At 66.2% G+C, this 20463-nt stretch carries 20 protein-coding genes and 1 pseudogene; 8 read left to right on the top strand and 13 right to left on the bottom strand.

The window, feature by feature from the left end:
* Positions 1-39: 39 nt before the first annotated feature.
* Positions 40-540 (top strand): MarR family winged helix-turn-helix transcriptional regulator, encoded by a 501-nt coding sequence (locus AWC25_RS01280; RefSeq protein ID WP_069399158.1) that lies wholly within the window; start codon positions 40-42, stop codon positions 538-540.
* 13 nt (positions 541-553) lie between these two features.
* Here AWC25_RS01280 and mmsB read toward each other — a convergent pair whose 3' ends face one another.
* Genes mmsB through AWC25_RS01265 form a run of 3 tightly spaced genes read right to left on the bottom strand, consistent with a single transcriptional unit; the run spans position 554 to position 4136 of the window.
* Complete coding sequence (gene mmsB / locus AWC25_RS01275) at positions 554-1441, bottom strand: 3-hydroxyisobutyrate dehydrogenase (protein WP_085166237.1); 888 nt, start codon at positions 1439-1441, stop codon at positions 554-556.
* Positions 1442-1451: 10 nt separating this feature from the next.
* Positions 1452-2612 (bottom strand): isobutyryl-CoA dehydrogenase, encoded by a 1161-nt coding sequence (locus tag AWC25_RS01270; RefSeq protein WP_069399156.1) that lies wholly within the window; start codon positions 2610-2612, stop codon positions 1452-1454.
* A gap of 3 nt (positions 2613-2615) precedes the next feature.
* Complete coding sequence (locus AWC25_RS01265) at positions 2616-4136, bottom strand: CoA-acylating methylmalonate-semialdehyde dehydrogenase (protein ID WP_069399155.1); 1521 nt, start codon at positions 4134-4136, stop codon at positions 2616-2618.
* A 122-nt stretch (positions 4137-4258) separates the two neighbouring features.
* Between AWC25_RS01265 and AWC25_RS01260 the strand changes: the two genes are divergently transcribed.
* Positions 4259-5677 (top strand): NAD(P)/FAD-dependent oxidoreductase, encoded by a 1419-nt coding sequence (locus AWC25_RS01260; protein ID WP_069399154.1) that lies wholly within the window; start codon positions 4259-4261, stop codon positions 5675-5677.
* 102 nt (positions 5678-5779) lie between these two features.
* On the opposite strand, the gene AWC25_RS01255 is transcribed toward AWC25_RS01260, so the two are convergent.
* From AWC25_RS01255 to AWC25_RS01210, 10 genes and pseudogenes are all read right to left on the bottom strand, one after another.
* Positions 5780-6850 (bottom strand): acyltransferase family protein, encoded by a 1071-nt coding sequence (locus tag AWC25_RS01255; protein WP_085166236.1) that lies wholly within the window; start codon positions 6848-6850, stop codon positions 5780-5782.
* A 100-nt stretch (positions 6851-6950) separates the two neighbouring features.
* A complete protein-coding gene (locus tag AWC25_RS01250) occupies positions 6951-8039 on the bottom strand; it encodes an acyltransferase family protein (protein WP_069399152.1) in 1089 nt (362 codons plus the stop codon).
* A 94-nt stretch (positions 8040-8133) separates the two neighbouring features.
* Positions 8134-9213: an acyltransferase family protein gene (locus tag AWC25_RS01245; protein ID WP_069399151.1), complete on the bottom strand. Its 1080-nt coding sequence runs from the start codon at positions 9211-9213 to the stop codon at positions 8134-8136.
* Between the two features lie 23 nt (positions 9214-9236).
* Positions 9237-10346 (bottom strand): acyltransferase family protein, encoded by a 1110-nt coding sequence (locus tag AWC25_RS01240; protein ID WP_069399150.1) that lies wholly within the window; start codon positions 10344-10346, stop codon positions 9237-9239.
* 110 nt (positions 10347-10456) lie between these two features.
* On the bottom strand, positions 10457-11068 hold the full coding sequence (rfbC, locus tag AWC25_RS01235; protein WP_069399149.1) for a dTDP-4-dehydrorhamnose 3,5-epimerase: 612 nt from the start codon (positions 11066-11068) through the stop codon (positions 10457-10459).
* A gap of 1 nt (position 11069) precedes the next feature.
* Positions 11070-12065: a dTDP-glucose 4,6-dehydratase gene (rfbB, locus tag AWC25_RS01230; RefSeq protein ID WP_069399148.1), complete on the bottom strand. Its 996-nt coding sequence runs from the start codon at positions 12063-12065 to the stop codon at positions 11070-11072.
* 26 nt (positions 12066-12091) lie between these two features.
* Positions 12092-12958: an LLM class F420-dependent oxidoreductase gene (locus AWC25_RS01225; protein WP_069399147.1), complete on the bottom strand. Its 867-nt coding sequence runs from the start codon at positions 12956-12958 to the stop codon at positions 12092-12094.
* A 21-nt stretch (positions 12959-12979) separates the two neighbouring features.
* A pseudogene (locus AWC25_RS01220) lies at positions 12980-13843 on the bottom strand (LLM class F420-dependent oxidoreductase).
* Positions 13844-13894: 51 nt separating this feature from the next.
* Positions 13895-15418, bottom strand: a complete 1524-nt coding sequence (locus AWC25_RS01215; RefSeq protein ID WP_069399145.1) for an ATP-binding protein — start codon at positions 15416-15418, stop codon at positions 13895-13897.
* Positions 15419-15432: 14 nt separating this feature from the next.
* Positions 15433-17109, bottom strand: a complete 1677-nt coding sequence (locus AWC25_RS01210; protein ID WP_085166235.1) for an NAD(P)/FAD-dependent oxidoreductase — start codon at positions 17107-17109, stop codon at positions 15433-15435.
* Positions 17110-17368: 259 nt separating this feature from the next.
* Between AWC25_RS01210 and infA the strand changes: the two genes are divergently transcribed.
* The 6 genes from infA (at position 17369) to AWC25_RS01180 (ending at position 20444) form a co-directional block, all read left to right on the top strand.
* Positions 17369-17590 carry a translation initiation factor IF-1 gene (gene infA, locus AWC25_RS01205; protein ID WP_003418601.1) on the top strand — a complete coding sequence of 74 codons (222 nt, stop codon included), beginning with the start codon at positions 17369-17371 and terminating at the stop codon, positions 17588-17590.
* A 33-nt stretch (positions 17591-17623) separates the two neighbouring features.
* On the top strand, positions 17624-17737 hold the full coding sequence (gene rpmJ / locus AWC25_RS01200; RefSeq protein WP_003879483.1) for a 50S ribosomal protein L36: 114 nt from the start codon (positions 17624-17626) through the stop codon (positions 17735-17737).
* Positions 17738-17901: 164 nt separating this feature from the next.
* Positions 17902-18276 carry a 30S ribosomal protein S13 gene (gene rpsM / locus AWC25_RS01195; protein WP_069399143.1) on the top strand — a complete coding sequence of 125 codons (375 nt, stop codon included), beginning with the start codon at positions 17902-17904 and terminating at the stop codon, positions 18274-18276.
* Between the two features lie 6 nt (positions 18277-18282).
* On the top strand, positions 18283-18702 hold the full coding sequence (rpsK, locus tag AWC25_RS01190; RefSeq protein WP_044509883.1) for a 30S ribosomal protein S11: 420 nt from the start codon (positions 18283-18285) through the stop codon (positions 18700-18702).
* 10 nt (positions 18703-18712) lie between these two features.
* Positions 18713-19318 carry a 30S ribosomal protein S4 gene (rpsD, locus tag AWC25_RS01185; protein WP_044509884.1) on the top strand — a complete coding sequence of 202 codons (606 nt, stop codon included), beginning with the start codon at positions 18713-18715 and terminating at the stop codon, positions 19316-19318.
* An 82-nt stretch (positions 19319-19400) separates the two neighbouring features.
* Positions 19401-20444, top strand: coding sequence for a DNA-directed RNA polymerase subunit alpha (locus tag AWC25_RS01180; protein WP_069399142.1), 1044 nt, complete (start codon positions 19401-19403; stop codon positions 20442-20444).
* Positions 20445-20463: the final 19 nt, after the last annotated feature.

Below are 20463 nucleotides of genomic sequence, written 5' to 3'. Positions count from 1 at the left end.
CGCCCCCGCCGCGGCCGCAAGTGCGGTAAGAAAAGGCGTGTGGCGGTCGAGAAGAAGCGTGACCCGATAGCCGCCGCGCGGACCAACTGGGAGCGTGCGGGCTGGGGGGACGTCTCGCAGGGCATGGTCGCGGTGACCTCGGTGATGCGTGCGCACCAGATCCTGCTGGCCCGGGTCGAGGCGGCGCTACGCCCCTACGACTTGAGCTTTTCGCGTTACGAGCTGTTGCGGCTACTGGCGTTCAGCCGGACCGGGGCGCTGCCGATCACCAAGGCCTCCGACCGGCTGCAGGTTCACGTGACCAGCGTGACCCACGCGATCCGCCGTCTCGAGGCCGACGGGCTGGTGCAGCGCGTCCCACACCCCACCGACGGCCGCACGACGCTGGTGCAGATTACCGAACTTGGCCGGTCCACCGTCGAGGACGCCACGGTCACGCTCAACGAGCAGGTGTTCGCCGACATCGGCATGGACCTCGCCGAGTCGCAGGCCCTGGTCGAGTCGATCGAAACGTTGCGCCGCAACGCCGGCGACTTTTAAGTCTCGGCTCTCACTAGCGCAGCGCCTCGATGATCGCGCTGAAGTCCAAGGCCGCGTGGGCGGCATCGGAGGCGACGAACTCGGCGTAGATCGCCGCGGCGTGCTTGCCCAACGGGGCCGCCGAACCCGTCGAGGACACCGCATCCATGGCCAGGCCGAGGTCCTTGTTCATCAGCGCGGCCGCGAAGCCCGGCTTGAAGTTATGGTTGGCCGGCGAGGTCGGAACCGGGCCCGGCACCGGGCAATTCGTGTGTACGGCCCAGCAGTTTCCGGTGGCCCCCGTGATCACGTCGAACAGTGACTGCGCGGAGAGCCCGAGCTTGTCGGCGAGCACGAACGCCTCGCCGATCGCGATCTGTTGAACCGCCAGCACCATGTTGTTGCAGACCTTGGCGGCCTGCCCGGCCCCGGCACCGCCGCAATGAATGATCTTGCCCGCCATCGGTTCCAGCACGGGCCGGGCGCGTTGCACCACGTCGTCGTCGCCGCCCACCATGAACGCCAGCGTTCCCGCGACGGCGCCCTTCACCCCGCCGGAGACCGGGGCGTCCAGCTGCACCACGCCCTGCGACTCGGCCTGCGCGTGTACCTCGCGGGCGTCGTTGACCGAGATGGTCGAGCTGTCGATGAACAACGCGCCCGGGCGGGCGGACGGCAGCACCTCGGCGTAGCAGCGCTTGACCAGCTCACCGTTGGGCAACATGGTGATGACCACGTCCGCGTCGGCCACCGCGTCGCCGGCGCTGTCGAACCCGGTGACGCCGTCGGCGACGGCGGCGGCCAGCGCCGCGGGCACCGGATCGAAGCCGCGCACCGCATGCTTGGCGGCGACGAGATTGGCCGCCATCGGCGCGCCCATGTTGCCCAGGCCCAGGAACGCCACCGTCAAATGCTCAGTCATCTCGGCCCTTCTACCCATTGGCGCGAAACCGGGCGGACTCGGCCCGGCCGATGACCACCCGCATGATTTCGTTGGTCCCTTCCAGGATGCGGTGCACCCGAAGATCGCGAACGATCTTTTCCAGACCGTACTCACGCAGGTAGCCATAGCCGCCGTGCAATTGCAGGGCCCTGTCCGCGACGTCGAAGCAGGTGTCGGTGACATAGCGCTTGGCCATGGCGCACAGCTCGACCTTGTCGGGATCGTCGGTATCCAGTGCGTTGGCCGCGCGCCACAACATCATTCGCGAAGTTTCCAGGCCGGTCGCCATGTCGGCCAGGGCGAAGCGGATGGTGGGTTCGTCGAGCAGTGCCGAGCCGAAGGCCTGACGGTCGCGCACATAGGCGCCGGCCTTGTCGAAGGCGGCCTGGGCACCGCCCAGCGAACACGCCGCGATGTTGAGCCGGCCACCGTTGAGACCGTTCATCGCGATGCCGAACCCGGCCCCCTCGCCGTCGGCGCCGCCGAGCATCGCATCGGCGGGCACCCGCACACCGTCCAGGATCACCTGCGCGGTCGGTTGGGCGTGCCAGCCCATCTTCTGCTCGGGTGCGCCGAAACTCAGCCCCGGAGTGCCTTTTTCGACGATGAACGCCGAAATGCCGCGCGGGCCATCGCTTCCCGTCCTGGCCATCACCACGTACATATCGGAGGCGTCCGCGCCGGAGATGAACTGCTTGACACCGTCGAGTACGAAGTCGGGGCCCTGCTTGACCGCACGGGTGCTCAGTGCGGCGGCGTCGGACCCGGCGCCGGGTTCGGTCAGGCAGTAGCTGGCGATGACATCCATCGGCGCCAGCCGCGGAATCCATTCCTTGCGTTGCTCGGCGGTACCGAAGGTGTCGATCATCCAGGCACACATGTTGTGGATGGACAGGAACGCCGCGGTGGTGGGATCGGCGATCGCCAGCTGCTCGAAGATCCGAACCCCGTCGAGCCGGCGCAGGCCGCTCCCGCCGACGTCTTCGCGACAGTAAATCGCCGCCATGCCGAGCTCGGCGGCCTCGCGTAAGACGTCGGTCGGGAAATGCGCGTCGGTGTCCCATTCCAGGGCGTACGGGGCAAGGCGCTTGGTGGCGAACGCGGCCGCCGTTTCGGAGATGACCCGTTCCTCGTCGTTGAGGGTGAACATGGCCTAATCCATTGTCGGAATGACGAACTCGGCGCCGTCCTTGATGCCGGACGGCCACCGCGAGGTCACCGTCTTGACCTTGGTGTAGAACTGGATCGAGGCGGGGCCGTGCTGGTTGAGGTCGCCGAATCCGGAGCGTTTCCAACCGCCGAAGGTGTGGTAGGCGACCGGGACCGGGATCGGCACGTTGACGCCGACCATGCCGACCTGCACCCGGGACACGAAGTCGCGGGCGGCGTCACCGTCGCGGGTGAAGATGGCGACACCGTTGCCGTATTCGTGTTCGGACGGCAGTCGCAGCGCCTCCTCGTAGTCGTGCGCCCGCACGATGCACAACACGGGCCCGAAGATTTCGTCGGTGTAGATGGACATGTCGGGGGTGACGTGGTCGAACAGGGTGGGCCCGATGAAGAAGCCACCCTCGAGGTTGGCGTCACCGAATGTCAGGTCGTCGCTGCGCCGCTCGCGCCCGTCGATCACGATCTCGGCACCGGCGGCCACACCCTGGTCGATGTAATTGCGCACCCGGGCCACCGCGGCCTCGGTGACCAGCGGGCCGTAGTCGGCCTTGGGGTCCAGGCTGTGGCCCACGCGCAGGTTGTTGATCCGTTCAACGAGCCTGGCGCGCAAGCGATCCGCGGTTTGCTCGCCGACGGGCACCGCAACGCTGATCGCCATGCAGCGCTCGCCCGCACTGCCGTAGCCGGCGCCGATCAGCGCGTCGACAGCCTGATCCAGGTCGGCGTCGGGCATCACGATCATGTGGTTCTTGGCTCCGCCGAAACACTGCGACCGCTTGTCGTTGGCCGCGGCGGTCGCGTAGATGTAGTGGGCGATGTCGGAACTGCCGACGAAGCCGACCGCCTGAATGTCGGGGTGGTGCAGGATTGCGTCGACGGCTTCCTTGTCGCCGTGCACGACCTGGAACACACCCGGCGGCAGGCCGGCCTCGAGAAAAAGCTCGGCCAGCCGCACCGGGACCGACGGGTCGCGCTCGCTGGGCTTGAGCACAAAGGCGTTTCCGCAGGCCAGCGCGGGGCCGGCCTTCCACAGCGGGATCATGGCAGGGAAGTTGAACGGGGTGATACCCGCCACCACGCCCAGGGGCTGGCGCAGCGAGTAGACGTCGATCCCGGGGCCGGCGCCCTCGCTGTATTCACCCTTGAGTAGATGCGGGATCCCGACGGCGAACTCGATGACCTCGATGCCGCGCTGGATGTCGCCGCGCGAATCGGCAACCGTCTTGCCGTGCTCGAGGGACAACAGCTCGGCCAGCTCGTCGACGTTCTTGTTGACCAGGTCGATGAACCTCATCATCACGCGTGCGCGCCGCTGCGGATTGGTTGCGGCCCAACCTTTTTGGGCTTCGACCGCGGAGGCGACCGCCGCATCGACGTCAGCCGACGAGGCCATCGGGACTAATGCCTGCACCTCGCCGGTGCTGGGGTTGAACACGTCGGCGGTGCGCCCGGATTGGCCGGCGACGCGCTTGCCATCGATGAAGTGCGGGATCTGAGTGGTCATGGGGTGCCCTCGGGGTGTGAGTTCGCGTAAGCGAGCGGATACTTGGATATCCTAGTAACCGGTTTACTGGGTTGCAAGGTGAGCTGACTTGTCGCGGCGGCGCGGGCTAGCGTTGAGCCCGTATGCAGAATATCGAGGCGGATTACCTCGTCATCGGCGCGGGTGCCATGGGCATGGCGTTCGTGGACACGCTGCTCACAGAGACTTCTGAGACTTCGGCGCGCGTCGTGATGGTGGATCGCAACGCTGCTCCCGGCGGGCACTGGAACGCCGCTTATCCGTTCGTCCGGCTGCATCAGCCATCGGCGTTCTACGGCGTCAATTCGCTGCGGCTCGGCCGCGACACCATCGAGCGCACCGGCTGGAACGAGGGGCTCTACGAGCTGGCGAGCGCCGAAGAGGTCCTCGGCTACTACGACCACGTCATGCGCCGCCGGCTGTTGCCGACCGGGCGGGTCGAGTACTTCCCGAACAGCGAATACCTGGGGGCCGGCCGATTCGTCACCGCGGGCGGCGAGCAGTACCGCGTCCGCGTCGCACACCGCGTCGTCGATGCCACCTACCTGGGCGTCACCGTGCCCGCGATGCGGCCGCCGCCCTATCCGGTCGCGCCCGAAGTCGCCTGCATTCCACCCAACGACCTGCCCGGCAACCTCGGCTACGAGCGCTACGTCATCGTCGGTGCCGGCAAGACCGGCATCGACACCTGCCTGTGGCTGCTGGCGCAAGGCATCGACCCGGAGCGGCTGACCTGGATCATGCCGCGCGACTCCTGGCTGTTGGATCGAGCGACCATGCAGCCCGGGCCCATGTTCGCCGTGCGCATCAAGGCCGCGTTCATCGCGCAGCTGCGGGCCATCAGGGACGCCACGTCCCCGCACGATTTGCTCATCCGTCTCGAAGACGCCGGCACCCTGCTGCGGCTCGATCCGGACATCCGGCCGACCATGTACCGCTGCGCCACCGTCACGCACGCCGAACTGGACCAACTCCGGCGCATCAACGACATCGTGCGGTGCGGCCACCTGCTGCGGGTGCAAGCCCACCAGATGGTCCTCGAAGGCGGCGTACGGCGGGTTGACGACCGCACCCTTTACCTCGACTGCAGCGCCGACGGTGCCGAAAAGCGGCCCGCCACACCCATTTTCGAATCCGGTCGGATCACGCTGCAAAGCGTACGCGGCTGCCAGCAGGTATTCAGTGCGGCGCTGACCGCCCACGTGGAGGCGGCTTATGCCGATGACGACCGCAAAAACCGGTTGGGTGAGGCGCTGCCGCATCCCGACACCGACCTGGACTGGTTGCGCCTGGCGCGGGCCGACTACGCCAACCAACTGCGCTGGTTTGACGACCCGGAACTGACCGCGTGGCTGTCCGAATGCCGGTTGGACCTGTTCGGTCATCTGGTGGGGCAGTTGCTCCCGCCCGCCTCGGCAAAACCCCGGGTAAGGGAGCGGATTCTGGGCGTGGCGACGTCGGTGCTGACGGCCACCGCCGCGAAGCTTGACCAGCTGGTTGAAAACGCTGTCGGCAAAACCTGACCGTCGGCAGCTGATAAGCCGGCTGCATGTGTTCACCGTGCCGGGCGGGCATCCAGCCACCGGGGGACGGACGCGCCCAAGCCGATCACGCTGCCGCCGGCGTCATGCGGGGCTGGCCGCGAGTTCGGGACCGCCCCAGCGCCGTTTGAGCCGAGATTTGAACGCCTGCGCCGGCCGCTCGACCAGAAACCAGCTCAGCGCGGCCAGCGGCAGCGTGGCCAGCGTCGCGACGACGGCGAACACGAGCGGGTTCAGCTGGCCGAGACCGCCGATGATCAGCAACTGCTGGATCGGAAACGCGTAAATGTAGGTGCCATAGGACAGATCGGTCGGCAACCGCAGGTATTCGTTGTGAATGAGTGCGCCGGAAACGATGAGGGCATACGCCAACGGCAGGGCGCCGATGAGACGGTAATCGGGCAGCAGGCTCGACGCGGCGACGATCACAACACTCAGCGCGACGAGCCAGCGTCGAGCGGGAATCGCGTCCTTCCACTGATACACGACGGCGCCGGCGGCGAACATGACGGCGAAGCGTGCGATGCACTGCGCGTTGCTCCATGTCCCGGGAAAAGTCATGGGCGGCAAGGATGCTGCAAGGCCCAGCGCCAGTGCCAACATCACCACCGACGTCCACCGGCGTCGGCCCAGTCCCAACAGACCGAGCACGACAACAGCGGCATAGCACAGCACCTCGTAGATGAGCGTCCACAGCGAACCGTTCCAGACCCCCGGATAAGGAATCCCGGTCGGCGTACCACCGACATCGAACTTGAGTAGCGCCACGGCACTGTTGTCCAGCACGTACTCGAGGGGTGCGCCGGACAGCAGCAGCCTCGCGCCCGATCCGCCCTGGATCGTCAGCCCGATCGGGGCGAAGACAAACGCGGTCACCATCAGACAGACATATAGCCCCGGCAGGATGCGCAAAGCTCGCGAGACGACGTAGTCGCGCACCCGCGGGTTGTTGAGCCAACTTGCGGTGATGAGGAATCCCGAGATCGCGAAGAACCCGTCGACACCGATCCCGAACAGCAATTGCCGCACCGGACCCGACGGCGGCAGCACACCCGTGAGGGCGAACGAGTGCCACAGGATCACCTCGGTGGCCATCGCGAGTCGCAACGCGTTGAGCGCGTTGTGACGCGGGTCGAAAACCTGCCCGAGCTTCATCGTCGTCCGGACTCCTGGCGTCATGCCGTTCCAGTAGTAAAGCGTAGTCACGGCCTTTTTGCACGCGCGTCTGATATGGCGACGACGCGCACCGCCGGCGTCAGGTGCGGCTGGCGTAGGCGAGTTCGGCGTCGACGGGCTCGCGGTCGACCTTTCGCCTGAGTCGGAATTTCAGTGATCGCGCAGGCTTTTCGATCAGGACCCAGCTCAGCGCGGCCAGCGGCAGGGTCGCGGCGGTGGCGACTATGAAGAACAACACCGGGTGTAGCGCGGACAGACCGCAGATGACCAGCAATTGCTGAACCGGGAAGGCGTAAATGTAGGCGCCGTAAGACAAGTCGGTGCGCAACCGCAATCTTTCGTGCCGCAGCAGCGAACCCGACACGATGATCGCGTAGGCCAGCGGCAGCGCGCCGACCACCCGGTAGTCGGGCAACAGGCTGGCGGCCGCGACGATGAGTACGCTCACCGCCACCAGTGACCACCGGGCCGGAATGATGTCTCGCCACAGGTACATCACCGCGCCGGCCGAAAACATGATCGCGAAGCGGACCGCGAGTTGCGTGTTGGTCCATGGCCCGGGGTAGCTCAGCGGCGGCAACAGAATTGCCGCGAGGATTCCGAGCGCCAACACCCCGACCGGAAGCCAGCGGCGGTTCGCCAGTCCGATCAGGCCGAGCCCGGCGACCACGAGGTAGCACAGCACCTCCCACACCAGGGTCCACACGGAGCCGTTCCACATCCCGTGCTCCGGAACGCCGGCGGGGGTTCCGGCGATGTCCAGTGCCAGCGCCGACAGCAGTGTGCTGTTTTTCACCACGTATTCGATTGGCGCGCTGGAAAATAACAGCCTGCCAGCATGACCGCCCTGGATCGCCACACCGAGCGGGGCGATCACGAACGCCGTTACCACCAAGCACGCCCACAGTCCGGGCAGGATGCGCAGCGCCCGGGCACACAGGTAGTCACGCAGCCGGGGATCGCGCAGCCAACTGGAGGTGATCAGAAACCCCGAGAGCGCGAAGAACCCGTCGACTCCGGTTGAAAAAAGCAGCTGAAGAACGGGTTTGGCCGTCACGGTGTGGCCCGTGACCGGGAAGGAGTGCCACAGGATCACCTCGGCGGCCAACAGCAACCGCCAAGCGTTCAGCGCATTGCTTTGCGGATCGAATGCCCGCCCGAGTGTCATCCGCGTCGCACGCGTAGTTCCCAACCCCATGTGGCGCAATCATATCCACTTTCGACCGTCGCGCCGGGTGACGCCGCTACAGCAACGCCGACGATCACCCCCCGCGGCTGGCTTCAGCCAGCTCAGTGGCGTGCCACCTAAGTTTGAGCCGGGCCTTGAGCGACTGAGAGGGTTTCTCTATCAGGAACCAGCTGAGCGCGGCCAACGGCAGCACGGCCGCCGTCGACAGACCCGCGAACGCGAACAACGGCAACGTCGCGAGCCCACAACCTGCCAGCAACTGCTGCATGGGGAACGCGTAAATGTAAACGCCGTACGACAAATCGGTGCGCAGCCGCAAGCGCTGGTTGTGAATCATGACCGCGGACACGATGACGACGTAGGCCAGCGGCAGCGCCGCGACGACCCGGTAGTCCGGCAGCAACGCGGCCGCGATCACGACGACGACCACACAGACCGCCACGAGTGACCAGCGAGCCGGAATGGCGTCCCGCCATTGATACATCACCGCGCCGGCCGCGAACATGATGGCCGACCGCACCGCGAGCTGCGGGATGGTCCACACGCCCGGGAAGGTCAGCGGCGGCACGAACAGTGCCCCAATCACGGCCGCCGCCAAGATCATCGGTGACACCCAGCGCCGATTGGCCAAGCCGGCCAGCCCGATGCCCGCGACCGCGAGGTAGCACAGCAACTCCCAGATCAAAGACCACAGCGACGCGTTCCAGCCGCCGTCGGCGAACGGGACCCCGACCGGCGTGTCTCCGACGTAGTGGTGCAGATAGGCCACCGCACCGTTTTTCAGGACGTACTCGATCGGCTCGGACGACCTCAGCAGCTCCGCGGCCGACCCCCCGTTGAGCGCCAGATTGAGGGGGGCGAACACGAACGCGGTGACGATCAGGCAAACGTAGAAACCCGGCAGGATGCGCAGCGCCCGGGCGGTCAAGAAATCGCGCAGTCTCGGATCGTTGACCCAGCTGGCGGTGATCAAAAATCCCGAAATCGCGAAGAATCCGTCGACGCCCACCGAAAAGAGCAGCTGCAGCAGCAGATGCGGCGGCGTGCGGCCGGTGACCGGCCAGGAATGGAAAACCATCACCTCGGCAGCCAACCCCAGCCGAAACAGATTCAGTGCATTATTCCGGGGGTCGAACGCTTGCGCTAACTTCATGAGCCCTTATCTGTGTTTGTCGCCTACCCCCGGGCCGTCTCGGGATCCACAACGTCGGATCCCAGCTTGCCATCCGCCGCAAGGGGCGAGTTGTGCTGGAGGCGTGATTTGAGTGACAACGCGCGCTTCTCGATTTGGAACCAGCTCAGGGCGGCCAGCGGCAAGGTGGACAGCGCCGCGAGGACGGTGAACGGAACCGGGGGCAGGAAACCGAGTCCGCATATGACGAGCAATTGCTGGATGGGCCATGCGTAGATGTAGACGCCGTAGGAGAGGTCGGTTCGCAATCGCAAGCGCGGATTGTGCATCAGAGCGCCCGAGACAACCACCGCGTATGCCAGCGGAATGGCGGCGACCACACGGTAATTGGGCACCAGCACGCCGGCCGCGACCACGATTGCGGCACACAGCGCGACCAGCGACCAGCGCGCCGGGATCAGGTCCTGGTACTGATGCAGCACCGCACCGGCGGCGAACACGACGGCGAAGCGGGCCACCATCTGGGGGATGGTCTCGGCCCGCAGCACCGGGTAGGAGAGCAGCGCCGACGCCGCGACCGCCACGGCGAACACCACCGGCGCGGGCCAGCGGCGTTTGAGCAGCCCGGCAAGACCGGCAACCGCGACGGCGACATAACAGACCAGTTCGAAGGCAAGGGTCCACAACGGGCCATCCCACACACCCGGCCGCGGGACGCCCGTCGGTGTTCCCGCGATCCCGACGTGAAAGAAGTTGAGCACGGCGTTGTTCAGCACGTATTCGAGCGGCGCAAGGGACAGCCAGATCTTTGCGACCGGCCCGCCCTGGATCGCCACGCCGATCGGGGCGATCACGTAAGCCACGACCAGCAGGCAAACCCACAACGCCGGAAAGATGCGCAACGCTCGCGCGGTGGCGTATTCCCGCAGTCGGGGGTTGTGCACCCAACTCGCGGTGATCGGGAATCCAGAAATGACGAAGAACCCGTCCACCCAGACCTGGGAGATGAGCTGGTCGAATGGGGGAAGCAAGTTACGGCCGGTGAGGGGCCAGGCGTGTTCCAAGATCACGCCCGTCGCCAGAATCAGTCGCCAGGCATTCAGCGCATTGTTTCGGGGATCGAATACCCGCGCGAGCGTCTGCCCGAGTTTCATTGACCCAAACCCGTCGTCGGCCCCCGTCGGCCCCCGCGCTGTCGGCCATCGTAACGTCAGCAAACGCCGCCAAAAGCGGATTCGGCAAATCGGCCGGAGCGATCGTGATGTCAGCCGCGGTTGCGGAGCTGCGCGACGAACTTCTGAGTCTCTTCCCACGTCGGGAGCAACCCGGCCGCGTGGACCTCGTCGAGGTTGGGCGCGGCGGCGTCGCGCTCGGACAGGCTCGGGGCGGCGCCGTCGACCAGCGGCCAGTCGATGCCCAGCGCCGGATCGGTTGCGCAGATGGTGTGCTCGCGCTGCGGATTGTATTCGGCCGAGCACAGGTACATGACCGTCGAGTTGTCCTGCAGCGCAAGAAAACCGTGGCCGAGGCCCTCCGAGAGGTAAATCGTGCGGCGGTCCTGGTCGTCGAGCAGGACAGAGTCCCACTGCCCGAACGTCGGCGACCCGACCCGGATATCGACGACCACGTCGAACACCGCGCCATGAACACACGTCACGTACTTGGCTTGGCTGGGCGGCAGCTGCGCGAAGTGCAGGCCCCGCAGCACTCCGGCCGCCGACACCGAGCAATTGGCCTGCTGCACATTGAGCGCATGACCCGCGAAGTCGCGGAAACCGTGGTCGGTAAGCCATTCGAAGAACATTCCCCGCGTGTCGCCGTGCAGCTTCGGCGTGATCTCCCAGGCGCCAGGAACTTTCAGTTCGCGGACATCCATGTTACTGCCCTCGCTGTTCGTAGCGGGCTTCGGCGGCGTCTTTCAATGGGCGCCACCAGGATTCGTTGGCCCGATACCACTCGATGGTTTCGCTCAGTCCCTCTTCGAAATCGGTGTGCTTTGGCGCCCAATGCAATTCGTCATACAGCAGGGACGGGTCGATTGCGTAGCGCAGGTCATGGCCGACGCGGTCGGTGACGTGGTCGAAGTCGTCGGGATCGCGCCCCATGAGGACCAGCAGCGTGCGCAGCACGGTCAGGTTGTCGCGTTCGCCCTCGGCGGAGATCAAATACGTCTGACCGATCTGCCCCTTGTCCAGAATTTGCCAGACCGCGCTGTTGTGGTCGTCGACGTGGATCCAGTCGCGGACATTGGCTCCGGTGCCGTACAGCTTGCACCGCCGGCCGGTGAGCACGTTGGTGATCTGGCGCGGGATGAACTTCTCGATGTGCTGATACGGCCCGTAGTTGTTCGAGCAATTGGACAGGGTGGCGCGCACCCCGTAGGACCGCACCCAAGCCCGGACCAGCATGTCGGCGGCGGCTTTGGTCGCCGAGTAGGGGCTGGACGGGTTGTACGGCGTGGACTCGGTGAACCGTTGCGGGTCGTCGAGCTCCAGGTCGCCGTAGACCTCGTCGGTGGAGATGTGGTGCAGCCGCACCCCGTGGCGGCGCACCGCCTCCAGGATGGTGTACGTCCCGACCACGTTGGTGTGCAGGAACGGCTCGGGATTGTCCAGCGCGTTGTCGACATGGCTTTCGGCGGCGAAGTGCACCACGGTGTCGGCCTCGCCGACCAGCCGCGAGACCAGCTCGACGTCGGTGATGTCGCCCTCGACCAGCGTGATGGCGTACTCGACGTCGGCCAGCGACTCGCGCCGCGCGGCGTAGGTCAGCGCGTCGAGCACCGTGACGGAAACGTCGGGACGTTCCCGCACGGTGCTGTGCACGAAGTTCGCGCCGATGAAACCGGCGCCACCGGTGACCAGCAGCCGCATGGTCAAACCCTAACCGAGGGTCTCGGTCAGCCGGCGGGGGTCAGCCCCAGCGGCCCGGCTAGTTCGCGCAGCACCGGCAACAACGTCTCCTCGTCGCGGCCACCCAGCACCTGGATCGCCACGTGATCGGCGCCGGCCTGCAGGTGTTCCTCGAGGCGTTCGACGATCTGCTCGGGGGTGCCGTAGGCGACCACCGCGTCGATCAGCTTGTCGCTGCCCGGCTTGCGCACGTCGTTCTCGGTGAAGCCCAGCCGCAGCCAGTTGTTGACGTAGTTGCTCAGGCCCAGATAGAACTCGACGACCTGGCGTCCGGCGGCGCGCGCCTCGTCGCGGTCGGTGGTCAGCACCACCTTGTGTTCCGGCGCCAAAAACACCGAGTTGCCCAACTGCTCGCGGGCCTTGGCCGTGTGCTCCGGCGTCGTCAGGTACGGATGCGCCCCGGCACTGCGCTCGGCCGAGAGCGCCAACACCTTGGGTCCGAGTGCGGCCAGCACCCGCCGACTGGTCGGTACCAGCGCCTCGTCGAGGGCATCCAGGTAACCGGTCAGCGCGGCGTACGGCTTGAGGTACTCCTGCGTGTGCTCGGGGTGGCCGACTCCGATGCCGAGCAAAAACCTGCCCGGGTGCGCACTTTCGATGCGGTGAAAGGATTGGGCGACGGCCCCCGCCGGGGCGGTCCAGATGTTGACGATCCCGGTGGCCAGTTGCAGCGTGTTCGACCGCGCCAGGGCCGGTTCGACCCACGCTAGCTCCGCGTCCGGTGACCCGCCGACCCAGGCGGCGCCGTATCCCAGTGCTTCGATCCCGGCGGCCAGTTCGGGCTTCAAAGAACGGGTCGGCAGCCAGACTCCGTATCGTCCGAGGTCGGGCTTGTGTGTCGCCGCGTCGTTCATCAAGGTCCCCTTAGCCGTTGGTCACGATCCGTTCAATCCAAGCGGGCCCGCCAGTTCGGCCAGGGCCGAGACCAGGTTTTCATCTTTGGTGAGGACCTGCACGGGAACATGGTCGGCACCCGCGGCGCGGTGCTCTTTCAACCTCGCCGCGATGGCGTCGGGTGTCCCGTAGGCCACCACGGCGTCGACCAGTCGGTCACTGCCCGGCCGGACCACTTCGTCCTCGCCGAAACCGGACCGCTTCCAGCTGTTGCGGTAGTTGACCAGGTTGAAGTACATGTCCAGGGCCGCGCGGCCGGTGGCGCGGGCCTCGTCGGGATCGGTGGTCAGCACCACCTTGTGCTCGGGCGCCAAAAACGCCGCATCGCCGAGCAGCTTGCGCGCCTCGGCGGTGTGCTCGGGGGTGGTCAGGTAGGGATGGGCCCCGGCACTGCGTTGCGCCGAAAGCTGCAGCACCCGCGGTCCCAAAGCTGCCACCACCCGGCGATGGGCCGGGACACCGTACTCGTCGAGCTGGTCCAGATACTCGACCAGCGCGTCGAAGGGCTTGCGGTACTCGCTGATCATCTCGCGGTGACCGACGCCGATGCCGAGCAGGAAGCGGCCCGGGTAGGCCTTGTCGATGCGGTGGAACGACTCCGCGACGGCACCGGCGTCGGCGGTCCAGATGTTCACGATGCCGGTGGCCAGCTGCAGGGTGCTCGTCGCCGCCAGGATGGGCTCCACCCACGCCAGTTCGGCGGGCGGCGATCCGCCCACTCAGACGGCGCCGTAGCCGAGCGCCTCGATTTCTTTGGCTTGTTGGGGCGTGACGCCGCGTCCGAATACTCCGAACGGGCCGAGGTCGGGTTTGGCTGTGGGCGCGCTGGCGTGAGTGTCGGTCATGACGTCTCCAACCCCGGCGGGTGGCCAGGCTATTCCACCGTTTTATTTGGGTTATTCGGGATCCGGCCCGTCCAAGCCGTCGTCCAGCTCGTCGTCCGGGGCGACGTCGGCGGCGGGCGGTGCCTCGAGGGGCAGCATCACGATGAATCGCGTGTCCCCCGGCACGGATTCCACTCTGAGGTCCCCGCGGTGTTTCTTCACGACGATGTTGAACGCGAGGTCCAGCCCCAGTCCGGTACCCTCACCGAACGGTTTGGTGGTGAAGAACGGCTCGAAGATCTGTTCGCGGATCTCGGGGGGGATTCCGGGGCCGGTGTCGCAGATCTCGATCCGCGCCATGTTCTCGTTGAAGCGGCAGGTGCGCACGGTCAGCGTGCCGCCGGTGTCGCGCATCGCGGCCAGTGCATTGTCGATGATGTTCGTCCACACCTGATTGAGATCGGCTGGGTAGCAAGGGATTTCAGGGAGCGATTTGTCGAAGTCCTTGACCAGGGTGATCGCCTTGTCACCGCCGCTGCCGTCCTTGGACAGCCGGTCGGCGAACATCACCAGCGTGCTGTAGAGCAGGTCGTGCACATTGGCCACCTGGAACGGGGCCCGATCCATTTGCGAATACTGCTTGGCGTCGGCGACCAGCGCCGAAATCCGTTTGCTGGCTTCCAGGATCTGGTTCATCAGCAGTTCGCTTTCGATGGTGTAGTTGATCCATCGAATGGCCTGATCCAGTGAGGTCGACGCGAGCTGCTCGGTGACCGCCGAAATCCGTTCCAGGGCATCGGTGTCGATGCCGCCCTCGACGAAGGTCGGCGCGATGTCCCACCCACCCTCGATGCCATGGTCCTCGAGCCAGTCGGCGACGGCGTCCTCACGGTCCGAGGTTTCCAGGGCGCTCAAATGCTGTCCCGCCGACTTCGCGACCTGCTCGGCCACCCGCTCCTGCAACCGGACCAGGGCGCTGAGCGCCTCGGGGCTCACCGTTCCGTCGGCCAGCATCGCCAACTTGTGCCGCATGTTGGCCACGCGTTCGCGCAGATCCGACGCGGCCCGCGAGATCGCCGCGGCGGGGTTGTTGAGCTGGTGCGTCAGCCCGGCCGATAGCCGGCCGAGCGCCAGCAGCTTCTCCCGGTTGTCGATGATGCGACGGGTGCGGTCCGTGCCGACCGCGATGCCGTCGAGCAGATGCACCGCCATCGGGAATTGGTCCTTCATGAACTGCGCGAACACCGGCGCGTCCATGACGAAGAACCGCGACGGCTTGGTCACGTGGACCGACGCGTCGTAGGTCTTCTGGTTGCCGCCGGTGAACGCCCGCCAGGCGCCGCAATACACCCCGCGCTGCGAGGTGCGGTTGGTTTCGATGTCCTGGCCGCCGGAGAGCTTGGACATGGTCAGCTCACCCTCCAGCAACACGTAGAAACAGGTCGCCGGTTCCCCTTCGACACAGATCGGGCCGGGCTGATAGTCCTGGATGTGTCCGTTGGCGCACAGCACCGCGAGCTGGTCATCGGTGAGGGCCTCGAAGAGAAACAGGCTGCGCAGTTCGTCGGGCTCACACGGGGTGGTGGTGGTCGTCATGCGGTGCGGCCCTTCTATGACTCAGCCAGGTAGCGGTGGACCAGCATCACCGCCATCGATCCCTCACCCACGGCGGCCGCCACCCGTTTGGCGGATGCGGCGCGGACGTCGCCGGTGGCGAACACACCCGGCACGCTGGTCTCCAGGTGATGCGGTGGGCGGTCCAGCGTCCAGCCGCAGACGTTGCGCAGATCCGGGCCGGTCAGGATGAAACCGTGGTCGTCGCGGGCCAGCACCCCGTCCAGCCACTCGGTGCGCGGCGCGGCCCCGATGAAGATGAACATCCGTCCGCAGGTGACCTCCTCGGTCACCTCGGTGCGGTTGTTGACCAGCGTCAGCTTTTCCAAATGCCCGTCTCCGCTGGCGCGCTTGACTTCCGTGCAGGTCAGCACGTTGATCTTCGGATTGGCCTCGATCTGCTGAATCAGGTAGTAGGACATCGACGCCTCCAGCGACGGAGCGCGGACGACGATGTTGACCGACTTGGCCGTCCGCGACAAGTACATCGCGGCCTGGCCGGCGGAGTTGGCGCCGCCGATCACGTAGACCTCTTCGTCTTCGCAGTCCGGGGCGACGGAGACCGCGGCGCCGTAATAGACGCCACAGCCGGTCAGCTCGGTGCACCCCTCGGCGGCCAGCTGGCGGTAGGACACCCCGGTGGCAAGGATGACCGCGTGCGCGTCGATCGACCCGCCGTCGGCGAACCGCACGGTGCGTTTGGCTCCGTTCACCTCGAGTGCGACCGCCGTGCGTGCGGTTATCAGTTCGGCGCCGAACTTTTCGGCCTGCCGCCGCGCGCGCTCGGCCAGCTGCCCGCCCGACACCCCGTCCGGAAAGCCCAGATAGTTCTCGATCCGTGAGCTCTGCCCCGCCTGCCCACCCGTCGCAGTGCGTTCGATGAGCACCGTGCGCAGCCCCTCGGAGGCGCCATACACCGCGGCGGCCAGACCCGCTGGCCCCCCACCGATCACGATCAGGTCGTAGAACTCCTGCGAGGGCGTGGTGGTCAGGCCCAGCTTGTCGGCGAGTTCGGCGTCGGTCGGTTCCACCAGCGGGTCGCCGCGTTCGGTGACGACGACGGGCAGCCGGCGGCTGTCCGTGCCCGCGGCGTTGAGCAGTCGTTCGCCGTCGGGTTCGTCGGCCATGTACCAGGAGTAATGCAGCCCGTTGCGGGCCAGGAAGTCGCGAACCTCCCAGGACCGCGCCGACCAGCGGTGGCCGATCACCTTGGTGTGCGGGACCGGATGCTCCGGTGCCGCCCGCCACGCCTCCAGCAGCGCATCGACGACGGGGTAGAGCTTTTCCTCCGGCGGATCCCAGGGTTTGAGCAGGTAGTGATCGAGGTCGACCACGTTGATCGCGTCGATTGCGGCGTGGGTGTCGGCGTAGGCGGTCAGCAGGATCCGCCGCGCTAGCGGGTAGAGGTCCATGGCCTGCTCGAGAAACTCGATGCCGGTCATCTGCGGCATCCGGTAGTCGGCGATCAGCGTGGCGACCGTCTCGCCGCGCAGCTTGAGCTGCTTGAGGACGTCGAGCGCCTCCTGACCCGATTCCGCGCGGACGATCCGGTGATCCTCGCCGTATTTGCGGCGCAAATCGCGGGCGACCGCGCGAGAGACCGCCGGGTCGTCGTCGACGGTCAAGATCACGGGTTTGCGCGACAGCGCGGCGCCATCGAGGGGACTTGTCATCGCGTCTCAGTATGCGCTTGCCGGGCGTAGTGTGGAGAGTCGAGATGGCCGCTGTTCAGGGCGGTGATCGCGGATTTTGGTGATGCTGTCCAAGCGGGTACCATTAACCGACGGTGCGCCATCCGCGCCGGCTTTTTTGTGTGACCGTTCCCGAGGAATTTCCTGTCACCGGCTCACGTTCGGAAAGTCGGTGTGAATGCTGCGCCGTTGTTGGCGCAGGCGAGAACGAACCACAATGACGAGGATTTGACGAGTAGTTATGGCCAAGAAGGACGGCGCCATCGAGGTCGAGGGCCGGGTGGTCGAGCCCCTGCCCAATGCGATGTTCCGCATTGAGCTGGAGAACGGTCACAAGGTGCTTGCCCACATCAGCGGCAAGATGCGGCAGCACTACATCCGCATCCTGCCCGAGGACCGGGTGGTCGTGGAGCTTTCGCCCTATGACCTGTCCCGGGGCCGCATCGTGTACCGGTACAAATAACCAATTCACAGACGAGAACAGGATCGAAAAGCCGTGAAGGTCAACCCCAGCGTGAAGCCGATTTGCGACAAGTGCAGGGTGATCCGTCGGCATGGGCGGGTCATGGTGATCTGCTCGGATCCGCGCCACAAGCAGCGCCAGGGTTAGCCCTTCGGCTTATCGGACCCGGCGCCGGCACAACTGAATGATGACCTCCCAGCACCACTAGGCGATACGCCGCCTACCCACGCCCGGACGGAGGCCGGGCCCCGATCAGATCGGGAGCGGGCTGGGATCAGACCTCCGCTTAGAAAAAAGAGGAAACGCCACCTATGGCTCGACTAGTAGGCGTCGATCTGCCGCGTGACAAGCGGATGGAGATCGCGCTGACCTACATCTTCGGCGTCGGCCGGACCCGTTCGAACGAGATTCTCGCAGCGACCGGGATCGACAAGGACCTGCGCACCAGGGATCTGACCGACGACCAGCTGACCCATCTGCGCGACTACATCGAAGCCAACCTCAAGGTCGAGGGCGACCTGCGCCGCGAGGTCCAGGCCGACATCCGCCGCAAGATCGAGATCGGCTGCTACCAGGGCATGCGGCACCGCCGCGGCCTGCCGGTGCGCGGCCAGCGCACCAAGACCAACGCGCGCACCCGCAAGGGCCCCAAGCGCACCATCGCCGGCAAGAAGAAGGCCAGGTAACCGCCCATGCCACCAGCCAAGAAGGCAGCCGCGTCGGGCCCCAAGAAGGGGCAGAAGACTCGCAAGCGGGAAAAGAAGAACATCCCGCACGGCGCGGCGCACATCAAGAGCACGTTCAACAACACGATCGTGAGCATCACCGACCCGCAGGGCAACGTCATCGCCTGGGCGTCGTCGGGCCACGTCGGCTTCAAGGGCTCGCGCAAGTCGACTCCGTTCGCCGCGCAGCTGGCCGCCGAGAACGCCGCCCGCAAGGCGCAGGAGCACGGCGTGCGCAAGGTCGACGTGTTCGTCAAGGGCCCGGGCTCGGGTCGCGAGACCGCGATCCGGTCGCTGCAGGCCGCCGGCCTGGAGGTCGGCGCGATCTCCGACGTCACCCCGCAGCCGCACAACGGCTGCCGTCCGCCGAAGCGCAGAAGGGTCTAGGTAGGAAGACATGGCTCGTTACACCGGACCCATCACGCGCAAGTCGCGCCGGCTGCGCACCGACCTCGTCGGCGGCGACCAGGCGTTCGAGAAGCGCCCGTACCCGCCCGGGCAGCACGGCCGCGCCCGGATCAAGGAAAGCGAATATCTCCTGCAGCTGCAGGAGAAGCAGAAGGCACGCTTCACCTACGGCGTGATGGAAAAGCAGTTCCGCCGCTACTACGAGGAGGCGGTGCGCCAACCCGGCAAAACCGGTGAGGAGCTGCTGCGCATCCTGGAAAGCCGGCTGGACAACGTCGTGTACCGCGCCGGACTGGCGCGCACCCGCCGGATGGCTCGCCAGCTGGTCACGCACGGGCACTTCACCGTCAACGGCGTGCGCGTCGACGTGCCCAGCTACCGGGTCTCGCAGTACGACATCATCGATGTGCGCGACAACTCGCTGAACACGGTGCCGTTCCAGATCGCGCGGGAGACCGCAGGCGACCGCCCGGTTCCGAGCTGGCTGCAGGTGGTGGGGGAGCGGCAGCGCATCCTGATCCACCAGCTGCCCGAACGCGCGCAGATCGACGTCCCGCTCACCGAGCAGCTGATCGTCGAGTACTACTCGAAGTAACAGACTTCCGGACCGGCAGCCGCCGGCGCGGAAACCTAACGGCATCAAATAGCGGGTGCCGAGAAGGAGAAGAAGAAACACCATGCTGATCTCTCAGCGACCCACCCTGTCCGAGGAACTGCTCACCGACAGCCGGTCCCAGTTCGTCATCGAGCCGCTGGAGCCGGGATTTGGTTACACCCTGGGCAATTCGCTGCGGCGCACGCTGCTGTCGTCGATCCCCGGCGCGGCCGTCACCAGCATTCGCATCGACGGCGTCTTGCACGAGTTCACCACCGTGCCCGGCGTCAAGGAAGATGTCACCGACATCATCTTGAACCTCAAGGGCCTGGTCGTGTCCTCCGACGAGGACGAGCCGGTCACCATGTACCTGCGCAAGCAGGGTCCCGGTGAGGTCACCGCGGGTGACATCGTGCCGCCCGCGGGCGTCACCGTGCACAACCCGGGCATGCACATCGCGACGCTGAACGACAAGGGCAAGCTCGAGGTCGAGCTGGTCGTCGAACGCGGCCGCGGCTACGTGCCGGCCGTGCAGAACCGCGCCTCGGGTGCCGAAATCGGCCGTATCCCAGTCGATTCCATTTACTCCCCGGTGCTCAAGGTCACCTACAAGGTGGACGCGACCCGTGTCGAGCAGCGCACCGACTTCGACAAGCTGATCCTGGACGTCGAGACCAAGAGTTCGATCACCCCGCGTGACGCTCTCGCGTCGGCCGGTAAGACCCTGGTCGAATTGTTCGGCCTGGCACGCGAACTCAACGTCGAGGCCGAAGGAATCGAGATCGGTCCGTCGCCGGCCGAGGCCGACCACATCGCGTCGTTCGCGCTGCCCATCGACGACCTGGACCTGACCGTGCGGTCCTACAACTGCCTCAAGCGCGAGGGTGTGCACACCGTCGGCGAACTGGTCAGCCGCACCGAGTCCGATCTGCTCGACATCCGCAACTTCGGGCAGAAGTCCATCGACGAGGTCAAGGTCAAGCTGCACCAGCTGGGCCTGTCCCTCAAGGACAGCCCGCCGAGCTTCGACCCGTCGGAGGTCGCGGGCTACGACGTCGCCACCGGCACCTGGTCGACCGAGGCGGCCTACGACGACCAGGACTACGCCGAAACCGAACAGCTCTAACACAACAACGCAATCCGTC

Origin of the sequence: Mycobacterium sherrisii, from assembly GCF_002102355.1 — a bacterium.
Classification (GTDB): Bacteria; Actinomycetota; Actinomycetes; order Mycobacteriales; family Mycobacteriaceae; genus Mycobacterium; species Mycobacterium sherrisii.
This window is presented reverse-complemented; position numbering and strand designations above follow the sequence as displayed.